Source organism: Glutamicibacter sp. X7 (assembly GCF_054889245.1).
The window spans coordinates 140,216-159,542 of record NZ_CM142678.1 but is presented as its reverse complement, the minus strand read 5'-3'; the positions used below and the strand labels follow the sequence as shown (position 1 = coordinate 159,542).

22 protein-coding genes and 1 tRNA gene are annotated in these 19,327 nt (G+C 63.2%); 15 read left to right on the top strand and 8 right to left on the bottom strand.

Going from position 1 to position 19,327, the window contains the following annotated elements:
- Positions 1 to 20 precede the first annotated feature (20 nt).
- Complete coding sequence (locus ACYU0X_RS00795; RefSeq protein WP_461901825.1) at positions 21 to 1,358, bottom strand: TIGR01777 family oxidoreductase; 1,338 nt, start codon at positions 1,356 to 1,358, stop codon at positions 21 to 23.
- Positions 1,359 to 1,611: 253 nt separating this feature from the next.
- Between ACYU0X_RS00795 and ACYU0X_RS00790 the strand changes: the two genes are divergently transcribed.
- A complete protein-coding gene (locus tag ACYU0X_RS00790; RefSeq protein WP_418908069.1) occupies positions 1,612 to 2,265 on the top strand; it encodes an AmiS/UreI family transporter in 654 nt (217 codons plus the stop codon).
- Here the strand turns inward: ACYU0X_RS00790 and ACYU0X_RS00785 are convergent.
- The 4 genes from ACYU0X_RS00785 to ACYU0X_RS00770 form a co-directional block, all read right to left on the bottom strand.
- Positions 2,262 to 2,708: a pyrimidine dimer DNA glycosylase/endonuclease V gene (locus ACYU0X_RS00785; protein ID WP_418908068.1), complete on the bottom strand. Its 447-nt coding sequence runs from the start codon at positions 2,706 to 2,708 to the stop codon at positions 2,262 to 2,264. The genes ACYU0X_RS00790 and ACYU0X_RS00785 overlap by 4 nt on opposite strands.
- A 20-nt stretch (positions 2,709 to 2,728) precedes the next feature.
- A complete protein-coding gene (locus tag ACYU0X_RS00780; protein WP_418908067.1) occupies positions 2,729 to 3,145 on the bottom strand; it encodes a DUF779 domain-containing protein in 417 nt (138 codons plus the stop codon).
- 81 nt (positions 3,146 to 3,226) lie between these two features.
- Positions 3,227 to 4,750, bottom strand: a complete 1,524-nt coding sequence (gene adh, locus ACYU0X_RS00775; RefSeq protein WP_418908066.1) for an aldehyde dehydrogenase — start codon at positions 4,748 to 4,750, stop codon at positions 3,227 to 3,229.
- 110 nt (positions 4,751 to 4,860) lie between these two features.
- Positions 4,861 to 6,090 (bottom strand): sigma-54-dependent transcriptional regulator family protein, encoded by a 1,230-nt coding sequence (locus tag ACYU0X_RS00770; protein WP_418908065.1) that lies wholly within the window; start codon positions 6,088 to 6,090, stop codon positions 4,861 to 4,863.
- Positions 6,091 to 6,277: 187 nt separating this feature from the next.
- Between ACYU0X_RS00770 and ACYU0X_RS00765 the strand changes: the two genes are divergently transcribed.
- From ACYU0X_RS00765 to ACYU0X_RS00755, 3 genes are read left to right on the top strand one after another with little or no spacing between them, the layout of a single operon-like run.
- On the top strand, positions 6,278 to 6,619 hold the full coding sequence (locus tag ACYU0X_RS00765) for an ArsR/SmtB family transcription factor (protein ID WP_418908064.1): 342 nt from the start codon (positions 6,278 to 6,280) through the stop codon (positions 6,617 to 6,619).
- An 11-nt stretch (positions 6,620 to 6,630) separates the two neighbouring features.
- Positions 6,631 to 7,605, top strand: coding sequence for an SRPBCC family protein (locus ACYU0X_RS00760; RefSeq protein WP_418908063.1), 975 nt, complete (start codon positions 6,631 to 6,633; stop codon positions 7,603 to 7,605).
- A gap of 50 nt (positions 7,606 to 7,655) precedes the next feature.
- Positions 7,656 to 8,360 (top strand): demethylmenaquinone methyltransferase, encoded by a 705-nt coding sequence (locus ACYU0X_RS00755; protein ID WP_309410199.1) that lies wholly within the window; start codon positions 7,656 to 7,658, stop codon positions 8,358 to 8,360.
- 11 nt (positions 8,361 to 8,371) lie between these two features.
- Here the strand turns inward: ACYU0X_RS00755 and ACYU0X_RS00750 are convergent, their stop codons facing one another.
- Positions 8,372 to 9,277: a LysR family transcriptional regulator gene (locus tag ACYU0X_RS00750; protein ID WP_418908062.1), complete on the bottom strand. Its 906-nt coding sequence runs from the start codon at positions 9,275 to 9,277 to the stop codon at positions 8,372 to 8,374.
- A 147-nt stretch (positions 9,278 to 9,424) separates the two neighbouring features.
- Between ACYU0X_RS00750 and lysA the strand changes: the two genes are divergently transcribed.
- The 4 genes from lysA to ACYU0X_RS00730 all read left to right on the top strand — a co-directional run bounded on the left by lysA (position 9,425) and on the right by ACYU0X_RS00730 (position 12,259).
- On the top strand, positions 9,425 to 10,738 hold the full coding sequence (gene lysA / locus ACYU0X_RS00745) for a diaminopimelate decarboxylase (RefSeq protein WP_418908061.1): 1,314 nt from the start codon (positions 9,425 to 9,427) through the stop codon (positions 10,736 to 10,738).
- A gap of 85 nt (positions 10,739 to 10,823) precedes the next feature.
- Positions 10,824 to 11,075, top strand: coding sequence for a hypothetical protein (locus tag ACYU0X_RS00740; RefSeq protein WP_418908060.1), 252 nt, complete (start codon positions 10,824 to 10,826; stop codon positions 11,073 to 11,075).
- A gap of 51 nt (positions 11,076 to 11,126) precedes the next feature.
- Entirely contained in the window at positions 11,127 to 11,711 is a 585-nt protein-coding gene (locus tag ACYU0X_RS00735) for a dienelactone hydrolase family protein (RefSeq protein WP_418908059.1), read from the top strand.
- 50 nt (positions 11,712 to 11,761) lie between these two features.
- The gene (locus ACYU0X_RS00730; protein WP_418908058.1) at positions 11,762 to 12,259 is read left to right on the top strand and encodes a DUF2087 domain-containing protein; all 498 of its coding nucleotides are present in this window, start codon (positions 11,762 to 11,764) and stop codon (positions 12,257 to 12,259) included.
- Between the two features lie 4 nt (positions 12,260 to 12,263).
- Here the strand turns inward: ACYU0X_RS00730 and ACYU0X_RS00725 are convergent, their stop codons facing one another.
- Positions 12,264 to 12,710: a MepB family protein gene (locus ACYU0X_RS00725; RefSeq protein ID WP_418908057.1), complete on the bottom strand. Its 447-nt coding sequence runs from the start codon at positions 12,708 to 12,710 to the stop codon at positions 12,264 to 12,266.
- A gap of 59 nt (positions 12,711 to 12,769) precedes the next feature.
- Here ACYU0X_RS00725 and ACYU0X_RS00720 point away from each other — a divergent pair, with 59 nt between their 5' ends.
- From ACYU0X_RS00720 to ACYU0X_RS00700, 5 genes are all read left to right on the top strand, one after another.
- Complete coding sequence (locus tag ACYU0X_RS00720) at positions 12,770 to 13,147, top strand: DUF6176 family protein (protein WP_418908056.1); 378 nt, start codon at positions 12,770 to 12,772, stop codon at positions 13,145 to 13,147.
- A 9-nt stretch (positions 13,148 to 13,156) separates the two neighbouring features.
- On the top strand, positions 13,157 to 14,893 hold the full coding sequence (locus tag ACYU0X_RS00715; protein WP_461901824.1) for an MOSC domain-containing protein: 1,737 nt from the start codon (positions 13,157 to 13,159) through the stop codon (positions 14,891 to 14,893).
- Positions 14,894 to 14,906: 13 nt separating this feature from the next.
- Positions 14,907 to 15,140: a hypothetical protein gene (locus ACYU0X_RS00710; protein ID WP_418908054.1), complete on the top strand. Its 234-nt coding sequence runs from the start codon at positions 14,907 to 14,909 to the stop codon at positions 15,138 to 15,140.
- A 114-nt stretch (positions 15,141 to 15,254) separates the two neighbouring features.
- Positions 15,255 to 16,298, top strand: coding sequence for a glycerophosphodiester phosphodiesterase family protein (locus ACYU0X_RS00705; protein WP_461901823.1), 1,044 nt, complete (start codon positions 15,255 to 15,257; stop codon positions 16,296 to 16,298).
- A gap of 180 nt (positions 16,299 to 16,478) precedes the next feature.
- Positions 16,479 to 16,748 (top strand): hypothetical protein, encoded by a 270-nt coding sequence (locus ACYU0X_RS00700; protein WP_461901822.1) that lies wholly within the window; start codon positions 16,479 to 16,481, stop codon positions 16,746 to 16,748.
- Positions 16,749 to 17,094: 346 nt separating this feature from the next.
- Here the strand turns inward: ACYU0X_RS00700 and ACYU0X_RS00695 are convergent.
- Positions 17,095 to 17,167 (bottom strand) — tRNA-Lys (locus tag ACYU0X_RS00695).
- Positions 17,168 to 17,254: 87 nt separating this feature from the next.
- Here ACYU0X_RS00695 and ACYU0X_RS00690 point away from each other — a divergent pair.
- The gene (locus ACYU0X_RS00690) at positions 17,255 to 17,920 is read left to right on the top strand and encodes a hypothetical protein (RefSeq protein WP_418908051.1); all 666 of its coding nucleotides are present in this window, start codon (positions 17,255 to 17,257) and stop codon (positions 17,918 to 17,920) included.
- Positions 17,921 to 17,974: 54 nt separating this feature from the next.
- Positions 17,975 to 19,186, top strand: coding sequence for an MFS transporter (locus tag ACYU0X_RS00685; protein WP_461901821.1), 1,212 nt, complete (start codon positions 17,975 to 17,977; stop codon positions 19,184 to 19,186).
- Positions 19,187 to 19,327: the final 141 nt, after the last annotated feature.

Here is a 19,327-nt window from a genome sequence, read left to right as displayed (position 1 = left end):
TCCGGGCACCATGAGAAGATCTACGCCCCGAGCAGATGCTCCAAGGCCGGGCGTAGCGTCGTGAAGCGGAAGCGGTGACCGGCCTCGAGTAATTTGCCGGGTACCGCATGGATGCTGGCCAGCGCCAGCTGGTCCGCGCCCTCGTCGCCGAGCACGAGTTTCGGGGCGAAGGCCGGCACCGGCACAATGGCCGGACGATGCAGCACATGGGCGAGCACCTGGGCATATTCACGTTGACGCACCGGGTGCGGGGCGGAGGCGTTCACCGGCCCTGCAAGCGACTCGTCCCATAGCGCACGGTGGTAGATATCGAGCAGGTCGTCTAGGGCGATCCACGGCTGCCAGGCCCTGCCGTCTGCGATCGGGCCACCGGCCCCGAGGCTGAAGATCGGGCGCAGCACCTTCAGCACTCCACCCTGTGGCGTTTGCACGAGCCCGGTACGAATCTGCACCCGGCGCATCGCCGAACTCTCACCGGTACGTGCTGCGGCTTCCCAGTCGCGCACCACCTGAGCGAGGAATCCCTCGGCGTTTTGCGGAGCATGCTCATCGCAAGGCTCATCGCCCTGCGGGTAGGCGGCAATGCCCGAGGCGCTGATGAACACCCCGACCCCGTTGGCCTCCGCGCAGCTGGCCAAGCGCCGCGTGGGTTCGATCCGGCTTTGCGCAATGGCCTTTCGATGCGCGTCGGTGAATCGTCCGAAGATATTGGCTCCGGCTAAATGAATGACCGCGTCGCATCCCTCGAGCAGCTCCGCGGCGGGATTATCCGGGTTCCATTGGCGTTCATCGCCGTGCCGCGCAGCCCGTCGCACCAGTTCGATGACTCGGTGTCCTCCGGTGCGCAGAAAGGCGGTCAGTGCGCTACCGATCATCCCGCTAGCCCCGGAGATCGCCACCACGCGGGGCGTGAATCCCTGCTCGGCGGCCCGACGGTGGGCCAACAGATCGTCGGTCAGTACCCGGTGCCGGTAGTGCAGCATGGGTTCGACGAACCGACGTGGCAGATTGGTGGTGATGCGGTCCTCGAGCTGGCAACTGTTCTGGTCGATCGGGCTAAAAAGGTGCTCGTGACGCCAGTTCACCGCCTTGAGCGGAGCGGCCCGCAGCCCCTCGGGGGTCAGTTCGTCGACGAAACCGCGCCCCGGACGAAAATCTTCGGGGCGGTGCTTCGCCTGCCAGCTCAGGCCCGGCCCGAGGCGCAATTCGGCTCGGCCGGAGGCCAGTGACTGGCTTTCATGCACCGCGCTCACCGGCTGCCAGGGCGGAAGCAGGCGTGTCATGGCACCGGGGCGGGCATGCCAAGCGAAGGCTTCATCGACCGAAACCGGGAGTGAAGAGGCGTAACTGATCTGCATGGGGCCAGACTACGCCCGGATCGAAGAACGTGTGGCGCATGAAACGGCCGCGGTTCCTGTGCACACGGTGGGAGTATCCCCTTCGCGGAGGACGCTCGGCCGAGAATTCACAATCCGCCACTAGGGACAATGCATGGTGTAATCGCGGTTACAATTGCCTTGTCGCCACTCTGGCGACGCTTAAATCTCAGGCGTAAAACCGCCATATTTGGCGCGCGCAAAAACTTCTCGAGGCGTAGGAAATGGAGTGTCAGTGGAGCATGTTGGGCTCGTATTTGTTGGCGTAATCCTCTTCGTCAATGGACTGTCTTCGCTCGGCGTGATCAGCGCGAAGTCAACAGTGCCCTTGAACTTCTTTGTCGGCATCCTGCAGATGGTGCTGCCCACGATCGTGATGCTGCAATCCTCGGGTGACCCGCAGGCGGTCGCCGGAGCATGGCCAAGTTACCTCTTCGGCATGACATACCTCTGGGTTGGCTATAACGCGGCGAGCGGCGGCGACGAGGCCGGCTTCGGCTGGTACAGCCTCTTCGTGGCAGCCATCGCCCTCTACGAGGTAGCTGCGGTGTTCCCGAGCGATCCGGTGCTGTCGGTGATCTGGCTGTCGTGGGCGTTGGCCTGGTTTCTGTTTTTCTTGCAACTTTCGTTGTACCGCACCACTTTCGGCGCGGTGGACTTGCGACGCTTTACCGGCTGGTACCTGGCGCTGATCGCCTTTCCGAGCAGCACCATTCCGGCGCTGCTGCTGATGAACGGGCTCTGGACACCTTCCGCGCGCACCGCCCTGGCCAGCATCGCCACGCTTGTGGCCGTCGTGGTCGCAAGCGTCCTGCTGTCCCGGGAACATCACCCACGCTTGGGCACGCAGCCCCCGTTGCTCAAGCGCCCGCTCGAGCCCGGCGTCTAATTCCGGGCTGCGGGGTCGCGTTCCCAGTCGGCCACCGGGCCGGCCACCTCATCGAAAATCGGATGTAGCGGAAAACTGGTCAACGCCGCCAGATGGGCGGCGCGTTGCGGGTCGCGCACCTGAAGCTTTCGGAGCAAATGCGCGGCCTCGAATTCCAGTTGCCCGGTACTTACCTGCAAGCGACGCGGCGTCTGGGGTTCGACGTGGATCTTGCTGCGATCGAAGCGATAGCCGCGGGCCGTGGCCTCCTCCCAGAGGCCACCCAGATACCCACCGAGCGTGCCCAGCGGATCGGCATCGGCTCGGAATCGCACTAATTGCGGGTGCGCCGTGTATCCGCTGCTCTTACCTTCGAGCACCTGTTGGGCCAGTAGCGTCTCGCGCCAGCAGGCGACCAGACCTTTGGCGTCGAGCAGGGACGGATGAAGTGACCATAAGCGCATAGGCGCAGTTTACGTCGCGGTCACTGGGATTCCGGAAACTCGATGAGTTCACTGCGAATCATGAACCGCTTGCCCTCCGGGGCTTCAAGGGAGAATCCCGACCCGCGACCATTGACCACGTCCACGGTGAGTTTGGTGTGCTTCCAGTACTCGAACTGCTCGAGCGACATCCAGAAATCGATATCGCCCAAGGGCTCCCCCTGGTCGTCATCCAGCGTCAAAACGCCAAGCAGAATATCCGACTGCCCGGTGCGAAACTCGCCAGCGGGATAGCACATGGGCGAGGAACCATCACAGCAGCCACCGGATTGGTGAAACATCAACGGACCGTGAATGGACCAGATGGTGCGTAGTAGCTCTAGGCAGGCATCGGTGAAGGCTATGCGAGAAAAGTTCTCCCCCGCGATGCTCGGGCGCGATTCGGTTATGCCTTCCATGACGGTGCTCCTCACTGCTCGTCGGTCATTGTGCTGCGGGTGTGCCGACAGATCCGGCACACCCGCAGCGGGTCACGCGGCTTAGAAGAAGCCGAGCTTATCTTCGGAATATGACACCAGCAGGTTCTTGGTCTGCTGATAGTGCGAGAGCATCATCAGGTGGTTTTCACGCCCGAAGCCCGATGACTTGTAGCCACCAAAGGCGGAGTGTGCCGGGTAGGCGTGATACTGGTTGACCCAGACGCGACCTGCCTGAATGTCCCGGCCTGCACGGTAGGCCGTATTGCCGTTACGTGACCACACGCCGGCACCCAGGCCATAGAGCGTGTCGTTGGCGATCGACAGCGCATCGGCATAGTCGCTGAACTTCGCCACGGACACCACGGGGCCGAAAATCTCCTCTTGGAAGATGCGCATCTTGTTGTGCCCGGCAAAGATGGTCGGCTGTACGTAGTACCCGCCCTCCAAGTCGCCGCCGAGTTCCGCGCGGCCACCACCGGTGAGCAGCTGGGCTCCTTCCTGTTTGCCGATGTCGAGATAGGACAGGATCTTCTCCAGCTGGTCGTTGGAGGCTTGTGCCCCCATCATGGTCTCGGTATCCAGCGGATTACCCTGCTTGATGCTTTGGGTCCGGGCGACCACCTTTTCGAGGAACTGGTCATAGATGGACTCTTGGATAAGCGCCCTCGAAGGGCAGGTGCAGACTTCGCCCTGGTTCAGCGCAAAGAGGGCGAATCCTTCCTGAGCCTTGTCATAGAAGGCATCATCGGCGGCCGCAATGTCCTCGAAGAAGATGTTCGGGCTCTTGCCGCCCAGCTCCAAGGTGACCGGGATCAGATTCTCCGAAGCGTACTGCATAATCAGACGTCCGGTCGTGGTTTCACCCGTAAAAGCGACCTTGCGGATACGCTTGCTCGTCGCCAGTGGCTTGCCGGCCTCGGCGCCGAAGCCGTTGACCACGTTCACCACACCGGCCGGCAGCAGGTCACCGACCAACTCCATGAGCACCATGATGCTCGCCGGGGTTTGCTCGGCGGGCTTGATCACCACCGCATTGCCGGCGGCCAGCGCAGGGGCCAGCTTCCACGTCGCCATAAGGAGCGGGAAGTTCCAGGGGATGATCTGCCCCACGACGCCCAGCGGTTCATGAAAATGGTAGCTGGTCGTATTGTCGTCTAGTTGAGAAATCCCACCTTCCTGCGCGCGGATCGCCGCAGCGAAGTACCGGAAGTGGTCGACGGCCAATGGCAGGTCCGCATTCAGGGTTTCGCGGACCGCCTTGCCGTTATCCCATGATTCGGCCACGGCGAGCATTTCCAGATTTTCTTCGATGCGGTCGGCAATCTTGTTCAGAATGACCGCACGCTCCGCCGGACTGGTCTTACCCCAGTCCGGAGCGGCGGCATGAGCGGCGTCGAGGGCCAGCTCAATATCTCCGGCGGTACCGCGGGCGACTTCGCAGAAGGCCTTGCCCGTTACCGGGGTGACATTCTCAAAGTACATCCCCTTCACCGGAGCCACCCATTGGCCGCCGATGTAGTTTTCGTAGCGTGACTTAAAATGGATCAGCGCACCATCGGTATTCGGATTCGCATACACACTCATGGCTCGAAAAACTCCTTCGCTTCACTCGGGCCGCGGGCGGCTTCCTTGCCCCTCCCGCCTACAAGTGATGCTAATCACAGCCACGTTGCAACTAGGTTGCAGTGTGGTCGCTAGGAATCCTGCAGGTTTTGCACCTCGGCGACTATCAAGGAGCGCGCCGGAGAGTCGGCGGGTAATTCTCGCAACGCGGCGAGGAGCACATGGGCATCGGCACTCCTGCGCCCAAAGTCCAGCAGTTGGTGAGCTCCGCCGCGATCGAGCACCAGCTCGCGAGCGGCCGCCTGAAGTCGGTGGCGCAGTGAGTGAATCCCCGGTGCCTGCGAGCGCGCCAACAGATCGGCGGGGTATACCTCGAGCATTTGCTGTACGTCGCCCGCCTCGAGCGCTTCCATCAGCCGATGCACACTCGTGCGCAGCGGCCACTGCACCCGATAGGGCCGCGAACCCAGCGTCCGTTCGTCGCGGCCGGCCAGCACTTTACGAAGCCGGACCATTTCGGAACGGACGGTTCCGGCCGCCGCCGCATCAGGCACCTCAAAAAGCGCCTCAACGAGCTCCTGGTTGCTCATTCCACGCTCGCTGGTGGCCAGCAGCGTCAAGATTTCGGCATGTCGCAAGGAGATCTGTTCGCCATTGAGTAAGGCACCGGTTGGCGCGCAGAGGTCTAGGTAATCGCCTTCGGACTCTCGGCAATGATCCTCGGGGAGCAATAGTTGCCCCTCGGCGGCGGCCACGGCCGCGGTGAGCAGCGGCAGCGAGTGCACGGCTACGGCATCCTCACCGCCGGTCAGATCGACCGCCCCAATGATTTGCCCGCTGCGCGGGTTGCGAATGGGCACGGCCGAGCAGCTGAAGGAATGCACATGCTCATACATATGCTCGGCCCCCGCAACCTGAACGCCGGTTCCGGTCGCCAGCGCAATCCCGGGGGCAGAGGTGCCAATCGACGGCTCGGCCCAGTCGGCACCGGGCGCGAAGCCCACGGATTCGGCCCGGCGCGCCACACCCCGCGCCCCGTCGACCCAGAGCAAGGTGCCGCGCGCATCGGCCAGCGCCACCACGAGATTCGCTTCGGCCGCGGCCGGGACCAGCAGCCGCTCAAAGACCGGCCACAAGCGTTGCAGGGCACTTCGCTCACGGGCTACCGCCAAGTCGGCGTCGGAAAGCATGCTCGGTTCGCGGCGCAACGAAGGTTGGGAGCCCAGAGCGCGCGTCCACGATTCGCGCACCACCTGCCGCAGCGGCAAATCTTCCAAGGGCGCACCGCTGGTGGCCAACAGCTCGTGGGCGCGAATTGCCTGGCGAGCCGCGGTCGGTAGATCCAAGGTTTTCACGCCCATGGTGAGCACTTCTCCTGAGGCTTGCCGGCTGGCGACACGGTGCCTACAGACTAGGGCAGAAGTCGGCGGTTGAGAAGACCTCCCCTGGCCGCGCGCTGATGCTTGCGGCCCACGGGCACGCGGAAATCGCGATTATTTATCCCCTACCTCTTGTGTCGCATTGTGGCGAGGGGTAATCTACAACCAAATGGTTGTAGATCAGTTGAGCGAAGCACAGTTAGACAAGGTCTTCCGCGCCTTGGCCGACGCCACACGACGAGATATCGTGCGGCGGACCTTGAACGCCGAGGCCTCGGTCTCCGAACTGGCGCGGGCCTACGATATGTCTTTCGCGGCGGTGCAGAAGCACGTCGCCGCGTTGGAGTCGGCGGGCCTCGTCACCAAATTCGCCCGTGGGCGCGAACGCCTAGTGCGTGCCCAGCCGGAAATGCTCCGGTACATCACCGGCCTGCTTGGCGCCTACGAAACCCTCTGGCGCGCACGCCTCGAGCGGCTCGATGCACTACTGCAAGAGCCCGACACTCCCTGAGGAGAAACCCCATGCCTGTCACCGCGGTCACCAAAGACCCAGAAACCCTGACCCTAAGCATTACCGCCGATTTCTCAGTGCCGGTCGCCCGGCTCTGGGACGCATACCTCGATGCGCGACAGATCGAAAAGTTCTGGGGCCCTCCGGGCTACCCGGCGACCTTCCTGCGGCACGACGGCGTCGTGGGCGGTGTGAGCCGTTACTACATGACCGGACCGGACGGCGAAGAATTCCACGGACGTTGGGATTGGACCGAGGTCGCCGAACACAAGTTCTTCGAAGTGCGCGATTCCTTCGCCGACAGCACGGGCACCACCAATGACGAGCTACCGAGCACCCGAGTGGTCTTCGGCTTCGACCCCACGGACGCTGGTTCGCGCGTTACGGTCACCAACCACTTCGACTCCGTCCAAGACCTCGAGCAGCTCGTCGCCATGGGCATGGAAGAGGGCATCAACCAGGCCATGGGGCAGATCGAATCCGTGCTGGCCGACCTGCGTTCGTTCTCCCGCGGCGAAGGTACCACCGTCCAGCTCATCGGCCAGACACAGGCCCGCGTCTCGCGGGTGGTCCGTGGCTCCCGCGAAGCCGTTTGGGCAGCTTTCCAGGATCCCGAGTTGATGAAGCAATGGAATCTCGGACCCGACGGCTGGCGCATGCCGGTCTGTGAGGTCGCCACCGAGGTCGGGCAAGACTACCGCTACGAATGGGAGCAGGAAGACGGTAGCGAACGCTTCGGCTTCACCGGCACGTTGCTCGAGCGCAACGCTCCGGTGTACGAGGTAACCACCGAGAAGATGATCGGCACCGAGGGACCCGAGGTACGCAACGAGCTGACCCTGACCCCACTGCAAGAAGGCACCTTGATCAGCTACCTCGGCAACTACCCGAGTACCGAAGTGCGCGATGAGATCCTCGCCACCGGCATGGCCGACGGCATGGAAATCGGCTATCAGCGGCTCGAGAAGCTGTTGCAGCAGTCCTGAGAGCAAAAGCACGCAGTGCACGGGTGCGGAATTATGGAACACTTGGAATCATGACTTCCCACAACGTGCGCGCGGGCCTGGATAAGCAGGCCACTCAGGTTCAGCAGATGTTCGACAACCTAGCTCCTCGCTACGACCTGTTGAACACGTTGATGACCGGCGGCATCGTGAACTACTGGCGCAAAATCACCACCGAGGCCATCGCTCCGCAATCCGGCGAGCGCATCCTCGACCTGGCGGCGGGCACCGGCACCTCGTCGGTGCCGCTGGCCGCCGCCGGCGCAGAGGTAACCGCGTGCGATATGTCCGAGGGCATGCTGGCCGAGGGGCGCAAGCGCTACCCGCAGCTCGACTTCGTCTACGGCGACGCCATGAATCTGCCCTTTGAGGATGAGACCTTCGATGCGGTCACCATCTCCTACGGGCTGCGCAATATTTCCGACACCACCGGCGCGTTGGCGGAAATGCTGCGCGTGACCAAACCCGGCGGACGCATTGTGGTGTGCGAGTTTTCCACCCCCACCGTCACCCCGATCAAGGTGGCGTACCAGCAGTTCCTGCCGCGAGTCATCCCGGCGCTGGGCTACCTCGTCTCGCCGAACCCGGCAGCCTATGTCTATCTGGCCGAGTCCATTTCGGCGTGGCCGGATCAGCAGACTCTCGGGGCGAAGTTCTTGGCCGCGGGTTGGAAGGATGTGGAGTTCCGCAACCTCACCGGCGGCATCGTGGCCGTGCACCGGGCGATCAAGAAGTAACGCCAACCGGCCTAGGGTTCGAGGTGCGCCGCCGCATCAACGATGGCGTGGCGCACCTCGGCCGCGCTGGCCGCCGAACGTTCATGTGAAATCAGGGTGATCATCCGGTGAAAACGCGGGTCGGCGAAAGGCCGTAGCACCACGCCCTGCGGCGGATGCGCAGCACCCAGCCGCGAGACCACCCCAATGGACAGGCCCGCGGCCACCACACTCAAGAGCACCGAGAAATCGTCGGTATGGATCACCGATTCGATGGCGTCGGTATCGGCCAAGTGCTCACGGATGAGCCGATCGATCGGGTCGTTATCTGTCACCCCGAACACCCACCGCTCACGGTGAAGCTGGCGGAGCGTATGGGTTTGAATCTGCACCTCGTGCGCGGCGGGATGATCCTCCGGCAGGGCGAGCAGTAACGGATCGCGCAGCAAGGTGCGCGAACGTACCGATTCCCCAAGCACCGGCGGGTAATCCTGCAAGGTGTAGATCACCGCGGCATCGAGGCTACGTTGCTGCACCGCCTCAATTAAGTCGGGGTTCTCCCCCAACCGGGTATCTAGCCCTAGGCCGCGCTCGGCCAGGCGCGCACTGATCGTCGGCAGGAAGGCCGAGACCACCGAGGCCACAATCCCCAGTCGCACCCGGGGACGTTGCCCACGAACCTGCGCGCGCACTTCCTCAACCAACTGCTCGGAGAGGTTGAGAATCTCCGCGCCCTGGCGCGCTACCAACCGCCCGGTGTCGGTCAGCGTGGTTCCCTGACTCGTCCGACCGGTCAGCGGGGCACCCATCAGTCGATCCAGATTCTGCAGATGGTGGTTCACCGCCGGTTGGCTCCAGCCCAGTCGCCGCGCCGCCCCGGTAATCGATCCGGTTTCTGCCACCGCCAATAGGGCTTGTAGTTGCCGTAGATCCAGCATGCTCCCACCTCAAAAACTTGTAAGCCCTTGCCTCAGGTTCTATACAGCGTATGGTACCCGGCAGAACTTTGCCGGGTACCCTTCGCGGCGCCAGCGCGGCACACTGATCTCAGCACCCGATGTCTCCTCAAGAGAAAGCCAAAGCCGATGAACCATACCGCCGACCGCACCACCGACCGACCGCACGCCGAGGGCACTCGTCTCGAGGAACTGTGGGAGATCCTTCCGGAAAATTCGGCGGTCAACGACCACGGCGTACTGAGTATCGGCGGGGTTGCGGTGACCGACTTAGCCGAACGCTACGGTACCCCGCTCTACGTGTATGACGAGGCCGGGTTGCGTAGCCAGATCCGCCGCTACGTCGACGGGCTGCGCGAACGCTGGCCCAACTCGGAGGTTCTCTTCGCCTCGAAGTCCTTCCCCGCCGTGGGCATGTATCGCCTAGCCCAAGAGGAAGGGGTTTCGGTCGACGTGGCCGGCGGCGGTGAACTGCGCATGGCGCTTGCCGCGGGCGTCGACCCGGCCAAGCTCCACTTTCACGGCAACGCCAAATCGGAGGCCGAGCTGCGTATGGCGCTCGAGGCCGGCATCGATACCATCATCGTGGATAACGAGGACGAGCTCGATCGCCTCGAACGGCTCCTGGACCGGCCGCAGAAGCTCTTGCTGCGCGTCATCCCGGGAGTAGAAGCCAAAACTCACGCCTCACAGGCCACCGGCGGGAACAACTCCAAATTCGGCCTGCCGATGGATCAGGCGGCGCACGCCATTGAACGCATGCAAAAGCACCCACTGATGGACTTCCGCGGAGTGCACCTGCATATCGGTTCGCAGATTCTTGATGCCAGCCAGTTTGCCGATGCGGTAGCCAAGATCTCCACCGTGGGAACCTTCGATACCTATGACATCGGCGGCGGGCTAGGGGTCAAGTACACCTATGACGATCAGGCCCCGAGCATCGAGGAGTACCTAGACGCCGTGGTCCAGGCCGCCCGCGAACATCTACCGGCCGACGCACGGCTACTGATCGAACCCGGCCGCTCGCTGGTAGCTCGCGCCGGCGTAACCCTCTACGAGGTGACCAGCGTGAAGCATACCGGGCGCAACTTCGTCGCGGTCAACGGCGGGCTGGCCGATCAGATGGACGCGGCGCTGACCAACCAGCGTTTCGAGGTGCTCCTGGGCAACCGCCCCACCGAATCGTGGACCGGCACCGCGCAACTGGTCGGGCGCCAGTGCGAATCCGGCGACCTGCTTGTCGATCAGGCCCCGCTGCCCGAGGCACGGGTCGGTGACCTCGCCGTACTGGCCACCACCGGCGCCTACGGCTACACGCTGGCGAATAACTACAACGGCGCCCTGAAGCCGGCCATCGTCTTCGTCGCCGACGGGCAGGCCCGCGTGGTGGCCCGCCGTGAAACCTACGAGGATCTGCTCGCGTTGCACGCCCCGGCGCTGTAGCCCACCGGTGCACGGCACCGCGCACGAGGCAACCCGGGATATGGTGGGAGCCCAGTAGTACTCACGCGACAAGGAGCATCCGCCCATGTCCTACACCCAGCGTTCGGTGAAACTAGCAACCGACGGCTTGGTCATCGACGATCGTGCCACCTTGCATTTCGCCGACATCCGACGGTCCTTCATCTACCAGCTAGCCGCCGGCGACACCGAGCTGACCTACGCCGAGTTCATTTTGGACAACGGACACAGCGTCGAAATCAACAGCGCCATGGACGGGTGGGAGCAGGTCCTGCCCGAGCTTCCGCGCCGACTCCCCGGGCTCGTCGACGAGCGCTAAGCACGGCGCAAGCCATTGACCGGCCCACCGCGGAGGCCTAGGCTCAAGCCTATGAGCCGAGTCATAGTCATCCACCATGTTCAAGGCCTTACCCCCGGCATCCGCCAAATGGCAGAGCAAATCGCCGCGTGGAGTCATGAAGTGCACTGTTTAGATCTTTTCGATGGAGCGTTGCCCGCGAGCCTCGAGGAGGGCATTGAGCTGGCCGAGGGCCTCGGCCAGGGCCCCTTGAGCGCCCGCGCGGCGGAAGAAATTGCGGCGCTCGGTGGCGCCGATACCTTGATCGGCACCTCGTTCGGTGCCGCGATTGCCCAGCAGTTGGCGCAGCAGGACTCCGGCGTTTCCCGCCTGATCTGTTTGGAAGCGTTTATCGACCCGGAGGGGCCGTGGAGTTTCGGCCCCTGGCCAGAATCGTTGCGCGCGCAGATCCACGGAATGGAACAGGACCCCTTCTTCGCCGAGGAAGGGGATCTCGAAGCGGCGCAGAACTTTATCGCCAGCCCCGCCGGGGCCGGAAGCGAACTATTCACCTACCCCGGTTCGAGCCATCTATTCACCGACCCATCGCTGCCGGGGCACGATCCGGCGAGCTACGAGCGGGTACTCGAACGCATCCGCACATTCCTCGAGAGCTAATACGTGGCGGCCGCTAGGCCGCACCCCGGAAAGGAGTCTGGACAACGCCAATGGCACTGAACTGGTTGGAGGTCTTCGCGGGCCTGAAGAATCCCGGCATGCGCGCAACCCTTGGCTTGGTGCTCAGCGACCAGCGCGAACAACTTGAACAGAATTCTGCCACCGCCAAGAATCTGTCCCGCTGGCAGTCGATCGGCCTACTCACCGAACGTGAGGGAACGCTCGTGGTGGACGACGACGCACTGAGCCAGGCACTGGCGGCACACCGCAAACCGGCCGAGGATCGCGCCGGCATTCAGCGCTTCTTCGACGGACCGCGGCTACATACCTTGCCGGCCAAGCCCGAGGATCGCCGAGCCGTTATGGAAGCCGTGCGGCATGCGGTGCTCAGCCCCGGCGAGCGCGTCAGCGAGGCACAGCTCGGCGACCGACTGCGCGTCATCCACGACGATGTCGCGCTGATCCGCCGCTACCTCATCGACCACGGGCTACTCGTGCGGTCCATCGACGGCGCCGAATACTCGCTGCCGCCCGGAGCCGAGCAGTAGCGCGTTAGAGTTCGGTAAAGCACGGGGCCTGACGACGCTGCGTGCGCTTGGCTTGCGCGTTCAATTCGTGGCACCACGGCGGGTACAGCCGGAACCCGCGCTTGCCCGCCTGCGCATGGGAGCGCACAATGCCGAGCTCAACTTGCTGTTGCGCGGTGAAGTGAAAGACCCCGGAGTGTGGCCCCTCATTCACGAACACCAGCAGGTCCTCGAGTTCCGGGCCATCGTGAAATGGACGCGTTTGCCCGTCGGCGCCGCGCTGCCAGACCGCGACGAACGCCCCCGGCTTGGTGGCGGTCACCCGACCGATCCGGACCCGCCAGCGCTGTTGCCCGACGCGCAGCAGCGCCGCTCCATAATCGCTGCCCTGCTCCTCGAGCTCGAGGGTCTCGATGCTCTCGGCCGGTAGTCCACGCTGTGCTAGGTAACGACGTAATCCCGCATACTGCATAACTCCACACTAGTCGGCGGACGAAGACCGGATGAGGCATGCTCTGGCAGACTAAAGCCATGCGCATTGAACTCACCCGATTCCGGGTTAAAGCCGGGGCCCAAGCCCGGGTCGATGAATGGATGACCTTCCTCAATGATCACCTCGCGGCCGTGCGCGAAACCCTCGAGCCCGAGCAGATGTATGTGGAAACGATCTTCTCCGAAACCAGTAACGGCGTGGACTACCTCTATTGGTACAGCGTGCAAGGCACCGGTGGTTCGCCCGTCGAGCAATCCAGCCACTGGCTCGACGCCCGGCATCTAGAATTTTGGCGCGACTGCATCGATGACAACTACCCGCCAGAAGACCTCACCGAACGCGTCACGATGATGCCCGAGCGCGTTGCAGACGCCATGGTTCCCCTCGATTCGGTACCGCATAGCCCGAAGTCATAAACTGATTTTATGAAAATTGAACGTCTGTTTCGCTTTCCAATCAAGGGTCTGCCGGCCGAGGAAATCAGCTCGGCCGTGGCCACCGTCAACGGTGGATTGACCGGCGACCGGACGGTAGCGTTCAGCAACGGCACGCAGCCTGTGCAGGACGAAACTTGGCAACGATGCACCACGTTCACCATTCTGAAAAACGACACCAGCCTGCAGCAGTGGCAGGTTTCCTCCCAGCCGCCGCTGATTACTCTCACCGCCCCGGCCGCGGTCGGTGGTGGTCAGCTAACCTTCGACGCAACCAACGCCGACGAACGCGCCGCGGCCACCGGTTTTCTGGCCGAACGCCTTCCGGCCCAAGGTACCCATCCGCGTGCGCTGATCTCCGGAAGCAGCGGCATTTTCGATTCGCAGAAATCCGGCATCTCCTTCATCAACCCGAAGTCCGTCGCCGCCCTGTCACGAGCCGCCGGGGTTGAGCTGGACCCGCTGCGTTACCGCGGCAATGTTCTGCTCGCCGACCTGCCGGCCTTCGCGGAGTTCGACCTGATCGGCAAGGTACTACGCATCGGTGAGACGACGGTGGCCATCACCCAATCCATCGAACGCTGCCGGGCCACCTCGGTCAATCCGGTGTCCACCGAGGTCGACGTCAACGGTCCTCGACTGCTGACCGCGCACTGCGGGTATCTGCACTGCGGCGTCTACGGCACCGTGCTGGAAGGCGGCCGCATCCAGGCCGGCGACCAGATCACCATCGCCGCGCAGGACGATCGCGCCCTCGCACTGGTCAAGGCCAAACGCACCCCGCGCCCGCTGCGCATCCACCAGATCCGCCCCATCGATCAGGGCTGCATCGAACTGACCCTGCGCGACGAACTCGGCTGGATCCGCGCATTCGACGAACCCGGCACGCACCTGCGGCTGCACCTTGCCGATCCGCAGTGGCGCAACTACACCATCACCTCCGTGGACGACGACCTCATCACGCTGGCCATCCGCGTCCAAGGCGAGGTCTCGGGCCAGCTGGCCAAGCTACGCGCGGGCCAGACGGTACTGGCCTCCGGGCCACACGGTCAACTGACCGCACGCAAGGTGCTGCAGGGCACCACCGCCCTGATCAGCGCCGGCGTCGGCATCACGCCCAGCCTGGCCCTCCTGCGCGGTGCGGCGCAGGCGACAACGCTGGACGCCCTGCGCATCCTCCACGTGCAGCGCGGCACCTGTGGGGTGCTCTCCGCCCGACTGGACGAGCTGGCGCGCAACGCGAAGGTGCCCACCGACGTCAACTACTTCGATTCAACCGTCGCCCGGCCCAGCGGCCCCGAGATCGAACGGATCGTCGCCGGATGCGACAGCGTGATGGTCTGTGGACCTGCGGACTTCACCGATATGGTGCTGCAGGCATGCGAGGCGGCCGGCGTAGCAGCCCAGCGTATCCACCGCGAAATCTTCGCCTCACCGGTGCAGGATATGAGTGCGGTGATCCAGCGCTTCGAGCCGGCCACGGTCACCTGCCACCCGGAGGGAACGAACTTCACCTGGCGCCCGGAGGCCGGGGTTCTGCTCGACGCCCTCGAGGAGCAGGGGCTGACCCCCGACAGCTCCTGCCGCGGAGGCTCCTGTGGCGAGTGCGCGTTGCGACTGCTCAAGGGCAGCGTCGCCTACCCGATCGAGCCCAGTGCACAGGTGGCCGACGACGAGATCCTGGCATGTATGGCGGTTCCCGCCGAAGACCTCGAGCTTCAGCTCTAACGGGAGGGATATCATGCTCATTCCGGGTCTCGAATCGTTACTGGGTTTTCTAGGAACCTTTGGCGTTTGGCTTCAGTTCGTCCTGCTGGTCATCGCCTTGGTCATGGTGTTCAACCTGCGCCGCCAACCATTGGGCATCAAATTGGCGTTGGTTCTTTTGGTTCTTGGCGTTCCGTTACTTGGCTCGATCGCGAGCATCCTCGTATGCCGAATCTCGCTTCGCGGACGTTCGATCGCCGAGCTCTAGGCAGCGCGGAAGGTTACGCGTCGTTCAATCCGTGGCCACCGGCTGGTGACCGTGCAGACATATGCGCTTCCTAGGGTTAGGGTGCCCATTCACCCGGATCCGAGGAGTTCCATCATGCGCACCCGACTGACCGCGGCATTCACCGCCGCATTGTTGGCCGCCACCCTGGCCACACCCGCCGTTGCCGCCCCGGCGGAACAACGTAATCACAGCAACGAACGCAACGGCTCCTTCGACCTGCAGGCCCACCGCGGCGGTCTGGCCGAATGGACCGAGGAATCGCTACCGGCCTTTGCCAACGCACTGCGCGTCGGGGTGACCACCCTGGAGCTGGACACCCTGCTCACTCAGGACGGCAAGATCATCGTTTGGCATGACGACCGCATCCAGCCCGAGAAGTGCACCGACACCGAACCCGCCGAGCCGGGAGATCCCGAGTTCCCCTACGTCGGTGACCGCATCGCGGACCTGACCCTTGCTCAGATCAAGACTCTCGACTGCGGTTTCCAGCCGTTGCCGGGCTACCCCGAGCAGAACGTTGCGGAAGGTAATCGCATTGCAGAGTTGCGCGACGTCTTTGCCCTAGTCCGCGGGGCCAACGCCAAGAAGGTCGGCTTCAATATCGAAACCAAGGTGGAAAAGGGCATGGCCGGCGGCCCCGCCGGTCGGGCCCTGACCGTCGCGGTGCTCGATGAAATTCAGCGTTCGGGCATGGCCGGGCGCACCGTGTTGCAGTCTTTTGACTGGTCCACCCTGAACCTCGCTCGTGAGTTGGCCGCCGAAGGCAAGGCCCCACAGCTGGACCTCGTGGCACTCAGCTCGGGCGCAAAACATCTACAAGTTGGCCAGCCTGGTGCGGCACCGGAGCTCGGTGGAATCGACATTGACGACTACGAGGGGTCGATCGCCAAGGCCGCCAAGGCCCAGGGCTACGCCGTGGTCTCCACGGCTCATGCGATGGTGACCGAGTCGCTGATTTCCGAGTCGCACGAACTCGGGCTGAAGGTCATCCCTTGGACCGTTAATGAACGCGCCGATATGGAGCGTCTGATGGAAATGGGTATCGACGGAATCATCACCAACTATCCCACCCGCTTGCGCGAGCTGATGGAGGAACGCGGGTTGAAGCTGCCGAAGCAGTATCACGCCGAGGCGTAAAAAGACCGCACTCCTACCGGGCCTCTCACTCGTAATTACGAGTGAGAGGCCAATTCGTTACCTACTTTTTATTCCAAAGTGTTCTCAAATCATCATCTACGAACTACGCTGAAAACTCAGAAGACACTCGCATGCAGACCGTATCAACGAGCAATACGAGCTATGCCAGAGGAGACATCGATGGATTCGACGAACAAGAAACTACTGACGATCGGCCTCGTTATCGCGCTAGGCGGACTGCTCATCGGCTATGCGCTTCCGCTGGTTACTTACGCGTTCTTCGAAAACACCCAGCCAATCACTCCGTATCTGGGAACTCCGATTTCCTTCATTACGACCATCGTCCACGGCCTTGCCGTACCCTTCGGATCCATGCTTGCCGCATACAGCGTCGGCCATCATTACCTAGGAACTCGACAGCGGCAAGATAGCCTCCGGCACGACAGTTAGATCTCAGTTTCTCCGGGAGGACCCCCGTTGCGATCACGGCCCGCATTGCTCATCCAATCGAGCAGACAAGGCTCCTGCTAAACATTTCGAGAAGCAAAGCGCCTGGCGCTATTCATGCGTACGGTCTGCGCGTTTCGGGTCACCAGACGCATAAACCTGGCGCATTGGCCACCCGCCTAGTGACACCGCCAAGCCCTCCAGCAAGGTGAGTTCACTGCCCGACCGACTGGCCCACAAATCAGTTGCAGAGAAGAACTATGGTCAAACTATGGTCGAGGACCAGAGTAGGGCACAAAAAGAAACCCGACGCTCACCTGATTTACCAAGTGAGCGCCGGGTTTTTCTGTGCGCCCTGCGGGGATCGAACCCGCGACCAGCGGATTAAAAGTCCGATGCTCTACCATCTGAGCTAAAGGCGCACGGCATAAAGCCAGATCCCAGCATACCGGATAGGCGGCGGCTCGAGCGAATCCCAGAGCCGGAGCCCGTGACGTATCCTCGAAGATATGAAAGGTGCACGCGCAGGATCGAAAGTAGCCCACGATTCGGGCTTCCGCCACCATAAACCCAAACCCTTCATGCCGATTGATTTCGACCCCTACGAGGGCGGAGCCGACCCGGCGCGCATCTCCGAGGCCGCCCATCTCTCCGCGCAGGCTTTTGTGCACCGGGGCCTAGAAAACGAAGATCCCGACGTCACCGCACGGCTTATTGCGGTGGCTGAAACCGAGGGCCTGGAGATGCTGGCCGAGCTGTGGTCCGAGGCTCCGGCGCGGTCGTTGCCTGGAGCGCTTTGGCGCCTCTACGCCGTGCGCACCGCGACCTTGAACAATCCCGAGGCAATGGCTGCGCGTTTTGTGGCCGGAGCCCAGCGTGCGCAAGTCGAGCGGCTGGTGGCGGGTGTGGCCGAACCGCCTACCGCCGGCGAGTTGCGCAAGATGACCGATTCGATTCTTTCCGGGGCATTCACGGGTGACTTCGCTCACGCCCTGGAGCGCACCGCCGCCTATTGTCGCGTGGTGGCACTGGGAATGACCGAGCATGCCGACGCCGCAGATCTTTCCAGCAATGAACACGGAACCCAGCTGACCCACCGCGCCAAATCACTCATGAACACAGCCGAAGATCTGGAGGCTAGCGCGCGGCTATGGCGCCGCAACGCCTTGGACTGAGTGACACCGCCGGGCAGTAGGCTGAGCTACGGCACGGTTGAGGACGGGAGTGACGTGGGAACAGGCGAGGCAAAGAAATCCGACGGCAGTGGCCGGTGGTTACTGATCATTATCGGCACCGGATTACTGGCACAAACCGCCTTGAACCTCATCCGCCCGGTAACCACCTATAAGTTGCTATCCCTGGGCGCCGATTCATTAGTGGTTGGGTTGGTGACCGCGGCCTACGCGCTACTTCCGCTGTTCTGCGCCATGTGGTTGGGCCGCGCCAGCTCTCGGGTGAAAAACATTCGCCTCTTGATGTTGTTGGGCACCGTACTGTTATCCGTCGCAGCCGCAGGCATCGCCCTCTCCCCTTCGCTATGGGCGGTGGCCGCCTGTAGCGCTCTGTTGGGCATGGGCCACCTGATTTTCACCATTGGCGGGCAGTCCTCCATCGCCCGGTTCTTCCCCGATGACCAGCTCGATAAGTGTTTTGGCTGGTTCACCGCTTCTTACTCGGCCGGCCAGTTCCTCGGACCGTTGATCGCCGGCGGAATTTTGGGGACGGCCACGGAAGTGCCGCAAGCCCAGCGTGTGGCCGACATCGGACTGGCGCTGTGGCTGGCGGCCGCCTGCGCCCTACTGGCGGTTCCGCTGTTGGCCCCGAACTTTCAGCCACCCCCACTGGGTAATGCCTTGACCCCCTCCGACCGCAAGCAGGCCGGGCTGTTGGGGATACTGCGGATCCGGTCAATGCCCTCGCACATGCTGGCCTCGATGACCCTGCTCGCGGCCATCGACATTCTCACCGCGTTTCTGCCGCTGGTGGCGGAACGACATCTGGTTGCGCCGGCCACGGTAGGCCTGTTGCTGGCGGTACGCGGTGTGGCCTCGGTGCTCTCGCGGTTGATCCTGCCGTGGATTTCCGGGCGCCTCAAACGACAAACCATGTTGCTCATCAGCCTATTTGGTGCCGCCGCCACGCTCGGGCTTGCGCCGGTATTGATCGAACATGCACTTGCCGCGTCACTGGCGCTGTTCGTCGGCGGGTTCTGCCTGGGTCTGGGGCAACCGGTAACCATGACCATGGTCTCCACCTCGGTCCCGTCCCAGGATCGCGGGGCCGCGCTGGCCGTGCGACTCATGGGCAATCGGCTGGGTCAGGTGGTATTGCCGCTGGCGGCCGGCGCAACAACCGTCGGGGCCGGCCCTGCCGGCGCCATCTGGTTCTGTTGTGGGCTACTCGCCCTCTCGGGTGTCGAGAAGGCTATACGGCGCACGTGAGATGAACCACCGAAGTGCACCGGGCGGTTGACAGCGTGGTGCCGTTGGCAGAAAACTAGGAGGCGGTGTCGGGCCGCTGGTAACCCCGGGCTCCAACATTTTGCCGCTTCGAGCGGCCTTCCGCCGAGAGGCGTTCCCGGT